Consider the following 16,369-nt stretch of genomic DNA (forward strand, 5'->3'; position numbering starts at 1 on the left):
GAAAGCGTCCGCCCGTAGTGGAAATCAACGGCTTTACTTTTTTACTTTATTTTATTGTAAAAGAAAAAAGACTGTAAGCAAACTCAAAATTCATTGAGTTTGTCTACAGTCTGTCGTATTTTCTCTATGAAAATACGTTTTTTTAGCACTAGACATGTAATTGTAATTCAATTGGGCAGTGATCGCTGCCCATAATGTGTGGGTGGATTGTTGCAATATCAATTTGATTCTTTAATAGATCAGAAACAACAAAGTAATCAATACGCCAACCAATATTGCGTTCACGTACTTTATTCATATAAGACCACCATGTGTAATGATCAGTTTCATCAGGATGCTTATAGCGAAAAGAATCTACAAAACCACTTGCTAATAACTCTGAGAATTTCGCTCGCTCTTCATATGTAAATCCTGAATTTCCTATATTAGACTTTGCATTTTTTAAATCAATTTCAGTGTGTGCAACATTTAGGTCACCACAATAGACTACGGGCTTCTTACTATTCAGTTTTTGTAGATAGCTTGCTAAACGGTCCTCCCAATCTAAGCGGAGAGGTAATCTGGCTAAATCGCGCTGTGCATTCGGAGTATAGACATTCACTAAATAGAAGTTTTCATATTCTAATGTAATAATTCTACCTTCATCCTGAGTGTCTTCCTCCCCCACTCCATACTTAACAGACAACGGGGTATGCTTAGTGAATATAGCGGTTCCTGAATACCCTTTCTTCTGTGCATAATTCCAATACTGCTCATATCCTTCAAGAGCAAGCTCTACTTGTCCAGCCTGACATTTTGTTTCTTGGATACAAAAGAAATCTGCTTTCATTTGATGAAAGAATTCTAAAAAGCCTTTACCTAAGCATGCTCGTATTCCATTAACATTCCATGATATAAATTTCATTTCATCCTCACTCCTAAAAAAACGCCCTTCGACTTAAACGAAGGGCGTGATATTATAGATCGTCACCAACAATTTTAACTTCTGTCTCTAATTCAACACCAAATTTTTCCTTCACGACGCGTTGGACCATTCGGATTGTTTCAATATAGTCAGTAGCAGTGGCATTACCTTTATTGACAATAAAACCTGCATGCTTGGTAGAGACTTCTGCATCACCTACACCTTGGCCTTGCAAGCCACTATCTTGAATAAGTTTACCTGCAAAATGACCTGGTGGGCGTTTGAAGACACTTCCAGCAGATGGGTATTCTAAAGGCTGCTTTGATTCACGTTGGAACGTTAAATCAGCAATCTTCGCATCAATTTCTTCTTGCACCCCTACCGCCAATTGAAATTCAGAGGATAACACATAATAGCCTTTTTTGGCAATTATGCTTTGTCGATAGCCGAGCTCAAGCTCTTCTTTGGATAATATTAAAATGTTTCCTTCTCTCGTTAACACCTTAGATGAAACGATAATATCCTTAATCTCACCGCCATAAGCACCTGCATTCATAGCCATTGCTCCGCCAATTGATCCAGGAATACCACAAGCAAATTCGAAACCAGTTAAAGAGGCTTGCGCTGATAGCTTCGATACATCTTTGATTAGTGCACCACTTTGTGCGTAAACATGCTCACCATTAATACGAATCTCATCCAGACTTGAGAATGTTACAACGATTCCTCTATGACCGCCATCACGAACAACCATATTTGAGCCGTTGCCTAACATTAATAAAGGAATATTATTTATATATGCATAGCGAATAACTGATGCTGCCTCTTCTTCTGTTTCAGGAAGAACAAAAACATCTGCTTTGCCACCTAATTTTGTCATTGTATATTGCTGTAAAGATTCATCTAACTTAATATTGGCAGGATTAATATTTTTTGCTAAATCCTTCGCCCATTGTTCTTTTGTCATGAGAGCTAATTCCTTTCTAACGTCCTTCTTACTCTACACCAGTATGGATTTAGAACCCCAATTTGACAAGTAAAATGAAGGGTATTTTTATCTCATATTATATGACAGGTAAGACCTGTGCAGAGATGATGAATATTATAAAGAAAATTGACAGTCATTCCAAGTGTCGTTTTTGGCACAATATTAAAACCAGTTTATTTACTAGTAGAACAATCTGTTCATGTTAGAGCCAACTACTTGCCCATGTTTCTATATTGCGGATAGCGCCTTCTAATGCTCGACCTTTATCTGTTAAAGAATACTCTACGCGTACAGGAACTTCGGAATATACTTTGCGTTCAACAAGCCCTTCTTTCTCAAGTTCCTTTAAGCGTTCTGATAATAAGCGCCCACTGACAGGTAAGGCAGACTCGATTTCATTAAAACGCTGTGGTCCATCTAGTAATTGATATAATATTAACCCCGTCCATCGTTTTCCGATTAAATCCATTGCTTTTGCTAAACGAGGACATAAAGTTGTCTCATTCATAATTTTTCACCTCTATGTAACTATTGTAACGATTAATGTAGTAAATGTAAATTTGAAGTAACTTATTTACATAAAATAATCAATTAACTTTTTTATATTAAATTACTAAAAGTAACTTTAATCTCATTTTTTTCAATTTATAGAGGGAATTTTTTAGATCACCTGCTAACAATAAAATGCCCATCTTTATAAGAATATGACTAACATGCTCACAGATTACACTTTTATAAAAGTGTCTACATTTCCACATTTATGAAAAACTCATTGAATAAGCAAATTATTTACTTTATCATTCGTTGTAGAATGCTGTTTTAGGGGGTTTTCAAATGAAAAAATACACTATTGATTTCAGTCATTCAACAATTGGCTTTTCTGTGCGACATATGATGATTTCCCGTATTCACGGAACATTCGAAGCGTACAATGCTGAGATAGTTGCAGCAGATATTGAACAAATGCAGAAGGCAAACATTTCATTTACTATTGCCGTGGCTAGTGTCTCCACCAAAAATCATGATCGTGATGTCCATCTCGTTTCTCCCGATTTTTTTGATGCAGACGTCTATCCAAAAATCATATTTACTTCTACATACATTGATCAACTTCATGAAAGAAAATTTGCAATTCATGGGGATTTAACTATCAAAAACATAACAAGGCCCATTGTATTTACAACAGTATATACAGGAAAAGGTGTCAATCCATGGGCACAAGAAGTATTTGGCTTTCAAGCAAAGACACAAATTGATCGTCGCGATTTTAATCTAGTCTATAATACGTTTCTAGAAACAGGCGGCGTTTTAATCAGTGATGAAATAGATATTGTTGTTGATCTAGAGTTAAATCTTCTGTAAGAATCACCTCAACACCAAAGGAAAGGAGTAATTTAGATGCTCTGGTTTGACGATCAATTTTTATTTGGTTCCGTTTTTATAACGATTATCTTTTTCATTGTTTTCGGCAGCATTGCCTTCATAGTTGTGAAAGGCATTATCAGCTGGTCTAAAAACAACAGTTCTCCCATTTTAACGGTACCCGCTAAGGTTGTGACAAAACGTACAAATATACGTGGAGGCTCTAATAATACTGGAGCATCTACGTCCTATTATGTAACGTTTGAAGAACTAAACGGAGAGCGTCATGAACTAAAAATGAATGGGCACGACTATGGACTGCTAGTAGACGGGGATTTCGGCATTTTAACTTATCAGGGCACACGGTACCATTCATTTAACAGACATAAAAAGGAGAGTAGCGATTAAATCGTACTCTCCTTTTCATAAACCGTTATTTAATTAAATATTTAGCGAATCCAGCTTCTGTTTCTGCTAAATATTCGATGCTACTACCTGCAGGAATGAACTTTTGTGCATCTTTTGCAGATAGGTAAATAACCTTTGTATTAGCTGGGAACGGCACAAATGACCAGTTATTATCCGCAGCAGGATTAATTGTTTTATTCGCCATAATATAATCAACTACAGCTTGGCGATTTTCATACGCATAGTTAGTAATATTAGAGCCATCAGCATTTTTAAATGTTGCCCCATATGATCCACCAACACGATAATTGTTTGTAATAATGATGAATTCTTGTTTTAGATCGATTGGCTTACCATTATATTGTACATTTTTAATACGGTTTGCCTTCTCATCAACAAGGATACCACGGCGATCATATTTTGCTGGTGATGATACATCAATTTGATACGTTAAGCCATCCAACACGTCAAAATTATAAGAACGTGCTTCTGAATCGATAATATTTTGCTCTTCTGTTTTATTCGAATCAATTGTTGCAAAAATACCCGCAGCCATTTCTAACCATTCAATTGCTTGAGCACCTGTCACTTTAATAGTAGCAACAGTATTATCATAATGATAGATGTCCGCCATATTTTTAATGGCAAGTGGTCCCACAGGAATGTTTGTGTAATCTAGTGGGTTATTTCGAGAGCCTGCTTTGAAAGGTGCTCCAGCAGAAAGAAGAGGTGTCTTTTCATCAGCAGTACCTTTTAACTCCTGTTCAATAAACCATTTTTGTGCTTGTGTTACGATTTGAATAGAAGGATCATCTTGTACCATTGAGAAATAGCTATGGATTGGTGCAGTTGTTTCTCCAACAGGCTGACGGATATATGTTAATGTACCTTCATGTGCTTCTTTAATAGCCTTTAGCACTGTTGCAGATGGTTTTAAGCCTTCTTGCTTAATTGATTGCAATGAACCTTTACCGTCTACCACTACCCACTCTGATCCTTGTTGTTCCAATTTTAAATCAATGACACCAAGGTGACTACCATAGCTACCCGCCATAACAGTCGGTACACCGTGAATCGTACCCTTTTCTTGATCTACATCTTTCAAGTCCTTATAGTCACCAGGGAATGTTAAATGAGAATGCCCTGTAATTAAAGCATCGATGCCTTCAATTTCTGCTAGTTGGTAACCAACATTTTCAGCACCCTTCACATAAGTGTCCCCACCAATACCTGAATGCGAAAGAACAACAATTACATCTGCACCAGCTTTCTGCATGTCTGGTACTACCTCTTTTACTGCTTCAACAGGCTCCTGCATTTCCACTTTACCTGCTAAATGAATGGCATCCCATTCAACAATCTTTGTTGGAACGATTCCCGTTACACCAACTTTTAGTGTATGCTTTTTACCTGAGCTATCGACCACTTCTTTATCAAGAATGACATACGGTGTATACATACGCTTTTTCGTTTTTGCATCGTAAGTATTAGCATTTACGACTGGATATTTAGCATCGTTTAATACTTCATCTAAAAAGTCTAGGCCATAGTTGAATTCATGGTTTCCTAAAGTTCCACCATCATATTTTAATGCATTAAGTGCTGCGATAGCTGGATGCACTTCCCCTGGCTTTAATACACTTTCTAACGCTTTATAAGAGCCAAGTGGTGTACCTTGAATTAAATCCCCATTATCGAATAACAATGTATTTGGATTTTTAGCGCGCGCTTGTTCAATTAATGTAGCCGTATTAGCTAAACCAACCTCCGTTGAGGGAGCATCTAAATAGTAATTATAATTAGCTAAATTTGTATGGATATCTGTTGTCCCTAAAATCTGAAGGTCTACTGATGCTCCAGCTGAAGGTGCTTTATATTCTGCTACAAAGCGCTCCACAATACTTTCCATTTGCTCCTTCGTCACATAATCACGAGGGCGAATGGTATTATCCTCAAATGCTTGCAAAATGTTTGCAGCAACTGCGTTAGCTAAATCTTGTTTATATGCCTCTGCAATTTGGTCTGCATCTTTAAATTGCTCTAAAATAGAAAGGGAAGCGTTTTCACTAACTAGTCCACGAGCAGATATAACAAATGCTTGTTGACGTGTTAGTTTATCGTTTGGTCCAAATGTAGTTGCTGTTTTACCTTTAATAAGTTTTAATTCCACAGCCTTTTCTACATAAGGTGCTAAATCCTTAGAGACATCGGTAAAGGCAAGAGAAGAACCATCACCTATCTCTACATCTAAGCTCTTTACTAGTTCTTTTACATAATCTGCACGTGTTACATCATTGGAAGCAGCATCTGCAGAAAATCCAAATGGTATAAACGCGAATAGAACGAGTAACATTGCCAAGAAATTAGTTATTAATTTCTTATTCATACAACAACCTCCTTAATAATCTAGTATTTTCCTACAAATCCTATTATATTAAACTAATTCTATTTTTTACTGAATAAATAGTCCTGATTATATGTATTTTTAAAAGAATGGTTAATTACTTTTCTCCAAAATCATAGATTACTATCATTTTAATTCTTGCGTCGCAAACAGGATGTTAGTAAATGTAAATTCTAAATAATTAATTAATATCAATATATCCGACCTCCATACCACACCATACATCTGTTCACAAAATAAAAAAAATCCTCCCGAATTTGAGAGGACTTTTATTAAAAAATATTTTTTATGCATTCACAGTTTGAAGTGATTGAGCTACTTTTTTCACTTCTTCTAGGCCATTTGCAATAATTTCTTGTGCTTTATCAGGTGAAGCATTGTGACCTTCAATAATAACTTCTTCGATAATTTCCATACCGAATACGCCACCTGCTACATTTTTAATGTAATTTACTGACATTTCCATTGGTTGTGCTTCTGGTGATGAGTAGTAGCCACCACGAGCATTTAAAATGATTGCTTTTTTGTCAGTCATTAAGCTAATTAATTGACCATTTTCACCATACTTGAATGTAAATCCAGCTTGGTATACATAGTCGATAAATGTTTGTAAAGGTGCTGGAATTGTTAGGTTCCAAAGTGGGAATGCAAATACAACGATATCAGCTGCAGTTAATGCGTCCATTGCTTTTTGTTTTGCAGCTAAAAGACGTGATTCGATGTCTGTTAGCTCACCGCCATTTTGAACTTTACCAAATGCATTGAAAAGGTCTTGTCCAAAATAAGGCATATCTTCAGCAAATACGTCAAAAGTTGTAACGTTGAGGCCTTGTACATTCTCCATGAATGTATCATACATTTTTGTTGAAATACCGTCTGGACGGTTGTTAGCTTTTACTACTAAAACGTTCATTATATAAATTCTCCCTTAAACATCATAATCTAATATCTCGAATTCAAGATATATATTAATCTTAAAAAATTTCACCTAAAATGTCAACGTTACTTTCCTCAGACTTTTGACTGAAATATTATGTTAAGATTCTTTCATTCATCTAACAAGAGGGGGTATAAAGCTTTACTCCCCTCTGTGTAAACTACAATTTACAGTTATCATCTGTACATATACCCTCATCATCAGAGCCAGCCATCTTTAACTTTGGTTGCAAACCCTCTTCCTCAGCAACTTTACGTAGTGTATCTTCAAATACCTCCTGTGGCTGAGCACCTGAAATACCATATTTACGATTTAAGACAAAAAATGGTACCCCACGAACACCAAGTTGTAGACCTTCTTGAATATCTACTTCTACTTCGTTTTTATAATCGTCACTTGCAAGAACCTTTGCAACCGCTTCACGCTGTAGCCCTACTTGCTCAGCTATCTCTAATAAAATGTCTTCTTGGCCAATACGCTTTCCTTCAATAAAATGGCTGTGTAAAAGTAATTCCACAAGTGCTGTAACATCTCCCTGTTGTTCAGCCCATTTCACAAGTCGGTGTGCTTTTAGCGTATTTTCTTCCATCAAATTGCTAAAGTCGTAGTTTAAGCCCACTTCTTTTGCACGTGCCGTTACGCCCAATGTCATTTCCTTAGCCTTTTCTAAAGACATTCCATATTTCTTGGCTAATGATTCATATACAGTACTAGTCGATTCTACTGGTGTAGTTGGATCTAATTGATAGCTTTTATAAACAAACTCCACTTGCCCTCCAAAGCCAGTATCTTCAATTGCTTTCTCTAATTGCTTTTTACCAATATAACAAAATGGACATACATAGTCAGACCAAATTTCAATTTTCATTACACTCACTCCTTTTGCTTCATTGTAGCGATAGAACAAATCACAAGGCAATATTTATGCTTCACTGCATAAATTTTCAAGCCCTTCTACATACTGAACATAAAAACAATGTGAGGTTTCAATATGACACAATCTCTGTGGCTCGCATCAACCGAGTCAGTCTCGCTAGCTTCTCTTACTTCCTCAACAACTTGTGATGTATGTATTATCGGTGGGGGCTTAACAGGTTTGTATACAGCCTATACTTTAGCAAAAGCAGGTGTGGATGTAGTTCTACTTGAGGCGAATACCCATTTTGGTCACGGAACGACAGGGCATTCCACAGGAAAATTAACAGCACAGCATAGTATTGTCTATGCGAATCTGTTAGAAAAACTATCTATAGAAGAGGCGCAGCTTTATTATCAGCTCAACCAACAAGCCATCGAGAAAGCTAGGCAATTACTTCCGACACACAGTGTTCGATCAGTGGACTCACTGTTATACTGTCAAACAAAAGAAGGCTATGCACAATTATTAAAAGAATGGAATGCCTATAAGGTTTTAAATATTAAATCTAAAATTACCTCTGAGACAGAGCTACCGTTTCCTATCACCAAAGCATTATGTATGTCACAGCAAGCTCAAATAAATCCTTTAGAGGTGAGTAATTTCCTTGTCAAAGAGGCACAGGCAATGGGGGCAAGACTTTACAGCAATACTCGTGTTCAGCAATTAAACATATCACAAAATAACTTACATACCGAAAAAAATATGTCGGTTCAATACAATAAGCTTATTTTGTGTTCGCATTATCCCATTGAGGCGTTTAAAGGACTCAAACTTTTTAAACTGTCCAATAGTCGCTCTTATATGATTGCTAGTAAGATTTCCGAAACGATGCAGGGGCAATATCTATCCGTTGATTTCCCTTCCCGTTCGATTCGGACTGCCACGATAGACAAGGAACATTATTTAGTAATGGGTGGAGCGAATCATATAGCTGGCGAAACCGTTCATACGGAGCCGTATTATGAAGCGATTTCCAATGAAATGAAGGAACACTTTGAACAACAGCCACTTTATCGATGGTCAGCTCAAGATATTGAAACACCTGACATTGTTCCTTACGTTGGAAGAATTACAAACTCCTTACCTAATGTACTGATTGCTACTGGCTACCGTAAATGGGGGATTTCCAATTCCTTTGTCGCTGGTGACATCTTGTCCACCCTGATTACAGGCGCACAGAGTGAGGATGGTGCCATTGCCCTTTATTCACCGTCACGTACAAAATTCGGCGCGCAATTCATGCAGATGCTTAAAGTAGGGGGCTTTGTTGCAAAGGAATATATAGCTGGTTATATGAAGAACGCCAAAGCACCGACTTGCACCCATTTAGGCTGTAAAACGAAATGGAATGAAGCAGATGAGACATGGGATTGTCCTTGCCACGGTTCACGCTTTAACGCTAAGGGTGAGGTACTTGAAGGCCCAGCAGTACAACCATTAAAACTCGATTAATATGAAAGCTGGATAATTTTCGAATGAACTAAGCAATTTAAACAGAAACCCCGAACTATTACGAAATATTAATGAACATTTCGTAGTTCGGGGTTTTCTTTGGCTAAAATTCTTTTGTCCCAGCCTCTGCCTATTATTTTAGTGCTTCCGTTAATACTGGTACAATTTGTTTTTTACGAGAAACAACACCTGGTAGTACAACACGGTTGTTAATGAGTTCCGCACCGAATCCTTTTGCTGCCGCTTCTGCTACTTGTCCAATTGCAACAGCAGTTGAATCATTATTTAAAATGTCTGTCACAACGAAGAAGAATAAATCTAAGCCGTTTTCTGCAACGTTTTTATTTAATAGGATTTCTAGTTCTTCTTGACGATTAAGTACATCATTAATATCAACTGCATTAACTTGGGCTACAACTGATTTGTACTCACCAAATTGGAATTCTTTCGCATCTAATGATAAAAGATCTTCTAGTGATTTATCAGATAGGTCAGCCCCTGCTTTTAGCATAGCTAATCCATAGTCTGCAACGTCCACACCTGCAATTTTTGCTAGCTCTTCACCAGCTTTTACGTCTTGCTCTGTACAAGTTGGTGATTTAAAAAGTAATGTATCAGAAACAATTGCTGATAACATTAAGCCAGCAATATTAGCTGGTATTGCTACACCATTTTCCTTAAAGATTTTGTTTAGAATTGTTGCTGTACAACCTACTGGCTCAGCACGATAGTATAGTGGATCTGCTGTTTGGAAGTTTGCAATACGATGGTGGTCGATTACCTCTGTAATTTGTACTTCCTCAATACCATCCGCTGATTGTTGGAATTCATTGTGGTCAACAAGAATTACCTTGTCCGCTTCCCCTACTACAGAAGAAATTAAACGAGGTGCTTCAAAACCAAATTTATCTAATGCAAACTGAGTTTCATTATTAATATCTCCAAGACGTACTGCCTCAGCTTCTTCACCAATTTGGTGTTTTAAATAGGCATATACAATAGCAGACGTGATTGTGTCTGTGTCTGGGTTTTTATGTCCAAAAACTAATACTTTACTCATTCAATCAATTCCTCCTAAAATAGCACTTACATTTGTATTTTATTTTATCATATCTTATAGCCTAATAAGTGATAAAGTGTAACTTTGAATCAACGAAGCCTCATCAAACTCACTCGAAAATTTGCTCCTAAAAGCATTTGCTGAATCCAGATAAAATCTTACTGCCTATCATTTATTATATAAAAGAATAATTAATCTTTAAATACATACTTTGCAAATAAGATATATATTATAACTACCTTATGTTGCTATATAACTTCTATTGGGTCTACACACTCCTATAATACTCTCTATTTTTACCAACCTATTTTTAACATTTAATAGTAAAAATGCATCTTTTTAAAAAAATAATTAGTTTATATAGATATTTAGTTGGGTTTTCATATTTAAGTCATCGTAATTTTATGCTATCATCAGATAGTCTATATTTTTGGATATTCAGGAAATGGGGATTACGATGACAAAGAAGATGGAAAAAAAGTACATTCCTTTAGCAAACTATTTTGAAGTAGCTTTACAACAAGAGATCACTTTATCCTTTAGTGAATTAGAAAACATTATGGGACAAGTATTACCAAACGCCGCCTACTTAAATAAGAGCTGGTGGAAAAAAACTAAGCCCCCTCTCTCACACTATTTATCTTGGACCAATGCAGGTTATTATGTTATTGATGTTAAATTAGGGACAAGCGTAACTTTCTCACGTTCGCAAATGAAGCCAACTGAAAGCAGTACTTCTAACAATGAGGAAAGCCCATCTGCATACATAATTCGAGGGATTGAAGCATCCGATGCTAGATCATTCATTCATTTACAAGAGGAAATCTTTCAGCAAACTGACTTCATGTATAATGTTCAAAATGAAGTAGATCTAACGGTCCAACAACTTCGTAAAAATTTAGCCTATTGGAAACAGCTAAAAAACCGCACAATACTACTCTGTGTATTAAATGGCATTTTTGCAGGCTATGCAGTCATTCATGGGTATAAACAATCGAAAGCTAGACATGTTGCTTCTGTTCGCTTAGCAGTAAAGGAAGAACATCAACAAAAGGGCATTGGCTCTGCACTGATGAACGCTGTTGAAAATTGGTCTAAACAGCGAGACATTTCTCGTCTAGAGTTAACGGTGATGGAACATAATAATGTAGCGTTACACCTTTTTACAAAACTAGGGTTTCAACAAGAAGGCATCCGACAAAATGCCATTAAATTAAATGATACGTATGTGAATGAATATAGCTTAAGTAAAATTCTATAATTCATTTTTCCTAGATGTCTAAATCATATTTGGACATCTTTTTTTATAGTGAATTTCATAAAAACACGCATAGACCTGTGTATGAGTACACACCATCTATGCGTTGCCTACATTAAAAAACCTGCTTCTCTCTAGCAGCATCTAAGAATAACACATTACTTTCAACTTGCTCATAGGATTGCTGATATTTTTCATATTGTCCCTTATCTTGACTCATCATTTCCTCTAACAAGGCATGCAAAAAGGAAAATAAGACTGGTGCAATGTTTAGTGAAGAATGCTTTTTTGTGCCAAGAGCAAATAATGCACTGGCATATTCTCGGATAGGGGAAAATGCAGACCCTGTAATCGCAATAATCTTTACTTTCTTCATCTTGGCAATTTCAACAATCGTCTTCATATCCTTCATCTGTTTATCAAAGGATAGCACAATGAATGTCGTATGTTCGCCCATACTATTCATTTGATTAACGAGATCATCCGAGTCTAAGCGAAGCTGCTTAATATTAGAACGTAATGTTTTTAATGTGTTGGCTAACCAATTGGCGACATATGCATTGTGACGAGTACCAAGAATATAGATATGATCTGCCTCATGCATCCATTTCGAGCTTTTTTGAATTTGCTGATCGTTAATCAATTGAATCGTTTCTTGAATATTTTGGCTATCTTGTTGCATGATCTTACCAAAGCTAGAATTAGTTAATTTTTTTACTGTATATGTAGGTTGTAGATTTACCCCTTCATTTTGAGACATCATATATTCTCTAATTTCCTCTTGCAATTCTACATATCCTGATAAATCCATGGCATAACAAAAACGAATTACTGTAGATTCACTTACATTCGCCAGCCTGCCAACCTCTGCTGCTCCATTAGCAATAACTGTAGTGGGATTATCCATCACAAATTGTGCTACTTTACGCTGCCCCTTTGACAGCCTTACAAACCTTTTCTTTATATCCTCATGAATACTCATTCCTAACAACCTTTCTTTCAATGACCTTATCACGAACGGGAGATTGTTTCCTACTGACTCAAAATTCGATTAAAAATACAGTATCACGATTACAATTTGAATACAATGACTTTTCTGAAAAATCTTTAACACATTAACCTGCTAATAGAACAATTTGATTTACCTTTTTATATTGATTTGTCATTTTAACAAATAAATTCTTAAAATTGAATAAAAATTAATAAATACTTATTTTTATGTATTTCACTAGCGAATATAAACAAAAAAGTCCTGGATTCATTACTCTGATCCAGAACTTTTTATTTTTATTCTAATTCAAGCTGCTTTGTTTCCCTTCCAAGGAAGATGACACCCACCACGCCTATAATGATAGCACCACAGAAAATGGCAAAGATAAAGCCTATATCATAGCCTGCCGTTAATAAAAAACCAACGAGCAATGGACCAAAAATACCTCCGATTCGCCCAACAGCTGCCGCCATGCCAGCACCTGTGCCGCGAATAATAGCTGGATATTGCTCAGGTGTATAGGCATATAATGCACCCCATGCCCCTAAGTTAAAGAAGGATAAAAACATCCCTGAAATTAACAATACGGCAAGTGTATCTGCATTCCCAAAAACGAAAGCACTTCCAGCAGTACCAATTAGATAGGAAACAAGGACAAATTTACGGCCGAACTTTTCTATAAACCAAGCTGCTGTAAAATAACCTGGCAATTGAGCTAATGTCATGATTAGAACATATTTAAAGCTTGTAATCATATCAAAGCCCTTTCCAACCATTACACTTGGCAGCCATAAAAACATGCCATAATAGGAGAATACAACTGTAAACCATAATAGCCACAACATAAACGTAGAACGTGCGTACTTCTTCGACCAAACTTCTTTCATATTTTGGCCAATACTGCGTTTTTTGGATTCTTCCTTCACCGTAAATTGTGGTGAGTCTGGCAAATGCCAACGAAGATAAATAGCATAAAAGGCTGGAAGTGCTGTTAATATAAGGGCCACTCTCCATCCCCAAGTAGGGATAACGAAATATGAAATAAGTGCAGCAATTAACCATCCTGCCGCCCAAAAGCTTTCTAATAAGACAACTACACGCCCTCTTTCCTTGGCCGCTACACTTTCAGATACTAATGTTGAAGCTACAGGTAATTCTCCCCCTAGCCCCATACCTACTAAAAAGCGTAAAATTAAAAATGCAGTTAATGTAGTTGTAAAAGCGGATAGTCCACTTGCAATAGAAAATAGGACCAGAGTCCACATAAAAATTTGCTTTCGCCCTACTTTATCAGCAAAAACACCAAAGAAAAGTGCTCCTACAGCCATCCCGATTGAATTAACACTACCTATCCAGCCAGATTGACTTGGTGATAGTCCCCATTCAGCTGCCAATGCCGCAATGACAAAGGATAATATACCAACATCCATGGCATCGAAAAGCCAACCTACCCCCGCTACACCTAAAAGTTTATTTCTAGAAATGGATTGCTGAGGTTTATTTGTTACTACTGTATTTGTTGTCATCCCAACCACCTGTCTTTACACTTGACTTTACATTACAAGATTACTATACAGTTGTTTCAAGAAAGTGACAAGTAAAATTCAAATTACCGAATTGTTTCGACAATTAATGAAATGCTATTGAAATAATAGTACGATTTGCGTTAAAATGTCTTTTATACAAAAACAACTGTTCTTCCTATAAGAACAAAAGGAGATCGTATCGTTATGTGGAAAGGCCTTATTGAAGAATATAAACAATTTTTACCCGTAACTGAAAACACACCTGCTTTAACTTTAAACGAAGGCAATACGCCTCTTATACATTTAGTGAATTTATCTAAGAAACTAGGCATTGAGCTTTACGGAAAAATTGAAGGTGCAAACCCGACAGGCTCATTTAAAGACCGAGGGATGGTATTTGCCGTTGCAAAGGCTATTGAAGATGGGAGTCAATGCGTTATTTGTGCCTCTACAGGAAATACTTCTGCAGCTGCGGCAGCTTATGCAACACGCGCTGGTATTCAATCCATCGTTGTTATTCCGAAAGGAAAAGTCGCTCTTGGTAAACTTGCTCAAGCTACCATGTATGGTGCAAAAATCATCGAAATTGACGGTAACTTTGATGATGCCCTTAATATTGTTCGCCAAGTAAGTGAAACGACTCCTGTCGCACTTGTAAACTCTGTGAACCCATACCGTATTGAAGGTCAAAAAACGGCATCCTTTGAGATTGTAGATGGCTTAGGTACAGCACCTGATTATTTGTGTATTCCAGTAGGTAACGCAGGAAATATTACTGCATACTGGAAAGGCTTTAAAGAATACCATGCAGCGAAAAATTGCGGTCTACCAAAAATGTATGGCTTTGAGGCTGAAGGTGCCGCAGCTATCGTCAAAGGAGAACCTATTGCTAATCCTGAGACAGTGGCAACAGCCATCCGAATTGGTAACCCTGCTAGTTGGAAATTGGCAGAAGCAGCTCGTGATGAATCTGGCGGTATCATTGATTCTGTTACAGATGAAGAAATTGTAGCTGCCTATAAATTAATCGCAAGTACAGAAGGTATTTTCGTTGAGCCTGGCTCTGCTGCTTCTTTAGCAGGTGTTATTAAGTCAGTTGAAAACGGAAAAATACCACAGGGTGCAAAAGTTGTCACAATCTTCACTGGGAACGGACTAAAAGATCCTGATACAGCTATGAACGTTTCTACTGTAGAAGTAGTGTCCCTTAAAAATGATGAAGAAGAAATTCGTGCATATATCGAGGGTGTACTATGAGTAAAGTGTGGCAAATCTCAGTTCCTGGAAGCACGGCCAACCTAGGGCCAGGCTTTGATTCGATAGGACTCGGCTTGTCCCTTTACTTAAAGCTTACCGTTACTTTACAAGATCAATGGAATATTATCCATCTCGATGATAATGGTCCTAAAGAGTTTGAGCTTGAAGAACACTTACTATACGTCATTGCTAAAAAAATTGCAGATCAATATGATCAGCAACTACCTGCTTGTCGTGTCGAGATGACTAGTGAACTTCCATTAGCACGTGGCCTTGGAAGCAGTGCAGCTGTGATTGTGGCAGGTATTGAACTTGCTAACCAAGTATGTGAACTTGGTTTAACTGTTCAAGATAAGCTCAATCTCTCCTCACAGATTGAAGGACATCCAGACAATGCAACCGCTTCTGTTTTAGGGGGATTAACCATTTCCTCAATGGATGACAACGGAATTGTCGATACATTTCATATCAATGATATCGAGGCATCATTTGTGGTATACGTACCAGATGTTGAGCTCAAAACGAGCGAATCTCGTTCTGTTTTACCAGAACAACTAAATCGCGCCTATGCTGTTTGTGCTTCTGCAAATGCGAATATGTTGGCAGCTTCCTTAATGGCACGTGATTTCGAGCGTGCTGGTCATTATATGGAGGCTGATTTATTCCATGAACCGTTTCGTGCAAAGCTAATTCCTGCCTATGCAGAAATTCGTACTGCTGCAAAAGCTAACGGTGCATACGGTACCGCTCTAAGTGGCGCTGGGCCAACGTTGATTTCCATTATTCCTTCTGCTATTGCTACTGACTTTGTTCAGTTAATGACAAAGCAATTCCCAGAGCATCAAGTAATTTTAACAAAAGCGGATGAACATGGTGTGCAAGTCCATAAGCAATAAATGTTTG

15 protein-coding genes are annotated in these 16,369 nt (G+C 37.1%); 6 read left to right on the forward strand and 9 right to left on the reverse strand.

The window, feature by feature from the left end; translation table 11 throughout:
* Positions 1 to 148 precede the first annotated feature (148 nt).
* From MHI22_RS13905 to MHI22_RS13915, 3 genes are all read right to left on the reverse strand, one after another.
* Positions 149 to 904 (reverse strand): exodeoxyribonuclease III, encoded by a 756-nt coding sequence (locus MHI22_RS13905; protein ID WP_340812245.1) that lies wholly within the window; start codon positions 902 to 904, stop codon positions 149 to 151.
* A gap of 52 nt (positions 905 to 956) precedes the next feature.
* Entirely contained in the window at positions 957 to 1,871 is a 915-nt protein-coding gene (murB, locus tag MHI22_RS13910; RefSeq protein ID WP_271911143.1) for a UDP-N-acetylmuramate dehydrogenase, read from the reverse strand.
* A 223-nt stretch (positions 1,872 to 2,094) separates the two neighbouring features.
* A complete protein-coding gene (locus MHI22_RS13915; RefSeq protein WP_036119224.1) occupies positions 2,095 to 2,400 on the reverse strand; it encodes a winged helix-turn-helix transcriptional regulator in 306 nt (101 codons plus the stop codon).
* A 326-nt stretch (positions 2,401 to 2,726) separates the two neighbouring features.
* Between MHI22_RS13915 and MHI22_RS13920 the strand changes: the two genes are divergently transcribed.
* Positions 2,727 to 3,254: a YceI family protein gene (locus MHI22_RS13920; protein ID WP_036119238.1), complete on the forward strand. Its 528-nt coding sequence runs from the start codon at positions 2,727 to 2,729 to the stop codon at positions 3,252 to 3,254.
* A gap of 36 nt (positions 3,255 to 3,290) precedes the next feature.
* Complete coding sequence (locus MHI22_RS13925; RefSeq protein WP_101966900.1) at positions 3,291 to 3,662, forward strand: DUF2500 domain-containing protein; 372 nt, start codon at positions 3,291 to 3,293, stop codon at positions 3,660 to 3,662.
* 25 nt (positions 3,663 to 3,687) lie between these two features.
* Here MHI22_RS13925 and MHI22_RS13930 read toward each other — a convergent pair whose 3' ends face one another.
* From MHI22_RS13930 to MHI22_RS13940, 3 genes are all read right to left on the reverse strand, one after another.
* Positions 3,688 to 6,048, reverse strand: a complete 2,361-nt coding sequence (locus tag MHI22_RS13930) for a bifunctional 2',3'-cyclic-nucleotide 2'-phosphodiesterase/3'-nucleotidase (RefSeq protein ID WP_058844738.1) — start codon at positions 6,046 to 6,048, stop codon at positions 3,688 to 3,690.
* Positions 6,049 to 6,352: 304 nt separating this feature from the next.
* Positions 6,353 to 6,979, reverse strand: a complete 627-nt coding sequence (locus MHI22_RS13935; protein WP_036119245.1) for an FMN-dependent NADH-azoreductase — start codon at positions 6,977 to 6,979, stop codon at positions 6,353 to 6,355.
* A 184-nt stretch (positions 6,980 to 7,163) separates the two neighbouring features.
* Positions 7,164 to 7,871, reverse strand: coding sequence for a DsbA family oxidoreductase (locus MHI22_RS13940; protein ID WP_340812251.1), 708 nt, complete (start codon positions 7,869 to 7,871; stop codon positions 7,164 to 7,166).
* Between the two features lie 123 nt (positions 7,872 to 7,994).
* On the opposite strand from MHI22_RS13940, the gene MHI22_RS13945 reads away from it, so the two are divergent.
* Positions 7,995 to 9,374, forward strand: coding sequence for an FAD-dependent oxidoreductase (locus tag MHI22_RS13945; RefSeq protein WP_089934454.1), 1,380 nt, complete (start codon positions 7,995 to 7,997; stop codon positions 9,372 to 9,374).
* 133 nt (positions 9,375 to 9,507) lie between these two features.
* On the opposite strand, the gene MHI22_RS13950 is transcribed toward MHI22_RS13945, so the two are convergent.
* Positions 9,508 to 10,434 carry a manganese-dependent inorganic pyrophosphatase gene (locus MHI22_RS13950; protein WP_036128351.1) on the reverse strand — a complete coding sequence of 309 codons (927 nt, stop codon included), beginning with the start codon at positions 10,432 to 10,434 and terminating at the stop codon, positions 9,508 to 9,510.
* A gap of 457 nt (positions 10,435 to 10,891) precedes the next feature.
* Between MHI22_RS13950 and MHI22_RS13955 the strand changes: the two genes are divergently transcribed.
* Positions 10,892 to 11,695, forward strand: a complete 804-nt coding sequence (locus tag MHI22_RS13955) for a GNAT family N-acetyltransferase (protein ID WP_036128353.1) — start codon at positions 10,892 to 10,894, stop codon at positions 11,693 to 11,695.
* A gap of 112 nt (positions 11,696 to 11,807) precedes the next feature.
* Here MHI22_RS13955 and MHI22_RS13960 read toward each other — a convergent pair whose 3' ends face one another.
* Together MHI22_RS13960 and MHI22_RS13965 are read right to left on the reverse strand one after the other, a co-directional pair.
* Complete coding sequence (locus MHI22_RS13960; RefSeq protein WP_036128356.1) at positions 11,808 to 12,674, reverse strand: MurR/RpiR family transcriptional regulator; 867 nt, start codon at positions 12,672 to 12,674, stop codon at positions 11,808 to 11,810.
* A 305-nt stretch (positions 12,675 to 12,979) separates the two neighbouring features.
* Positions 12,980 to 14,209, reverse strand: a complete 1,230-nt coding sequence (locus tag MHI22_RS13965) for an MFS transporter (protein ID WP_051891771.1) — start codon at positions 14,207 to 14,209, stop codon at positions 12,980 to 12,982.
* 204 nt (positions 14,210 to 14,413) lie between these two features.
* Between MHI22_RS13965 and thrC the strand changes: the two genes are divergently transcribed.
* Entirely contained in the window at positions 14,414 to 15,466 is a 1,053-nt protein-coding gene (gene thrC, locus MHI22_RS13970) for a threonine synthase (protein WP_036128358.1), read from the forward strand.
* Entirely contained in the window at positions 15,463 to 16,362 is a 900-nt protein-coding gene (gene thrB, locus MHI22_RS13975) for a homoserine kinase (RefSeq protein WP_036128360.1), read from the forward strand. The genes thrC and thrB overlap by 4 nt, the downstream gene beginning before the upstream one ends.
* Positions 16,363 to 16,369 lie beyond the last annotated feature (7 nt).

Origin of the sequence: Lysinibacillus sp. FSL L8-0312 (assembly GCF_038003285.1) — a bacterium.
GTDB lineage: Bacteria > Bacillota > Bacilli > Bacillales_A > Planococcaceae > Lysinibacillus > Lysinibacillus fusiformis_D.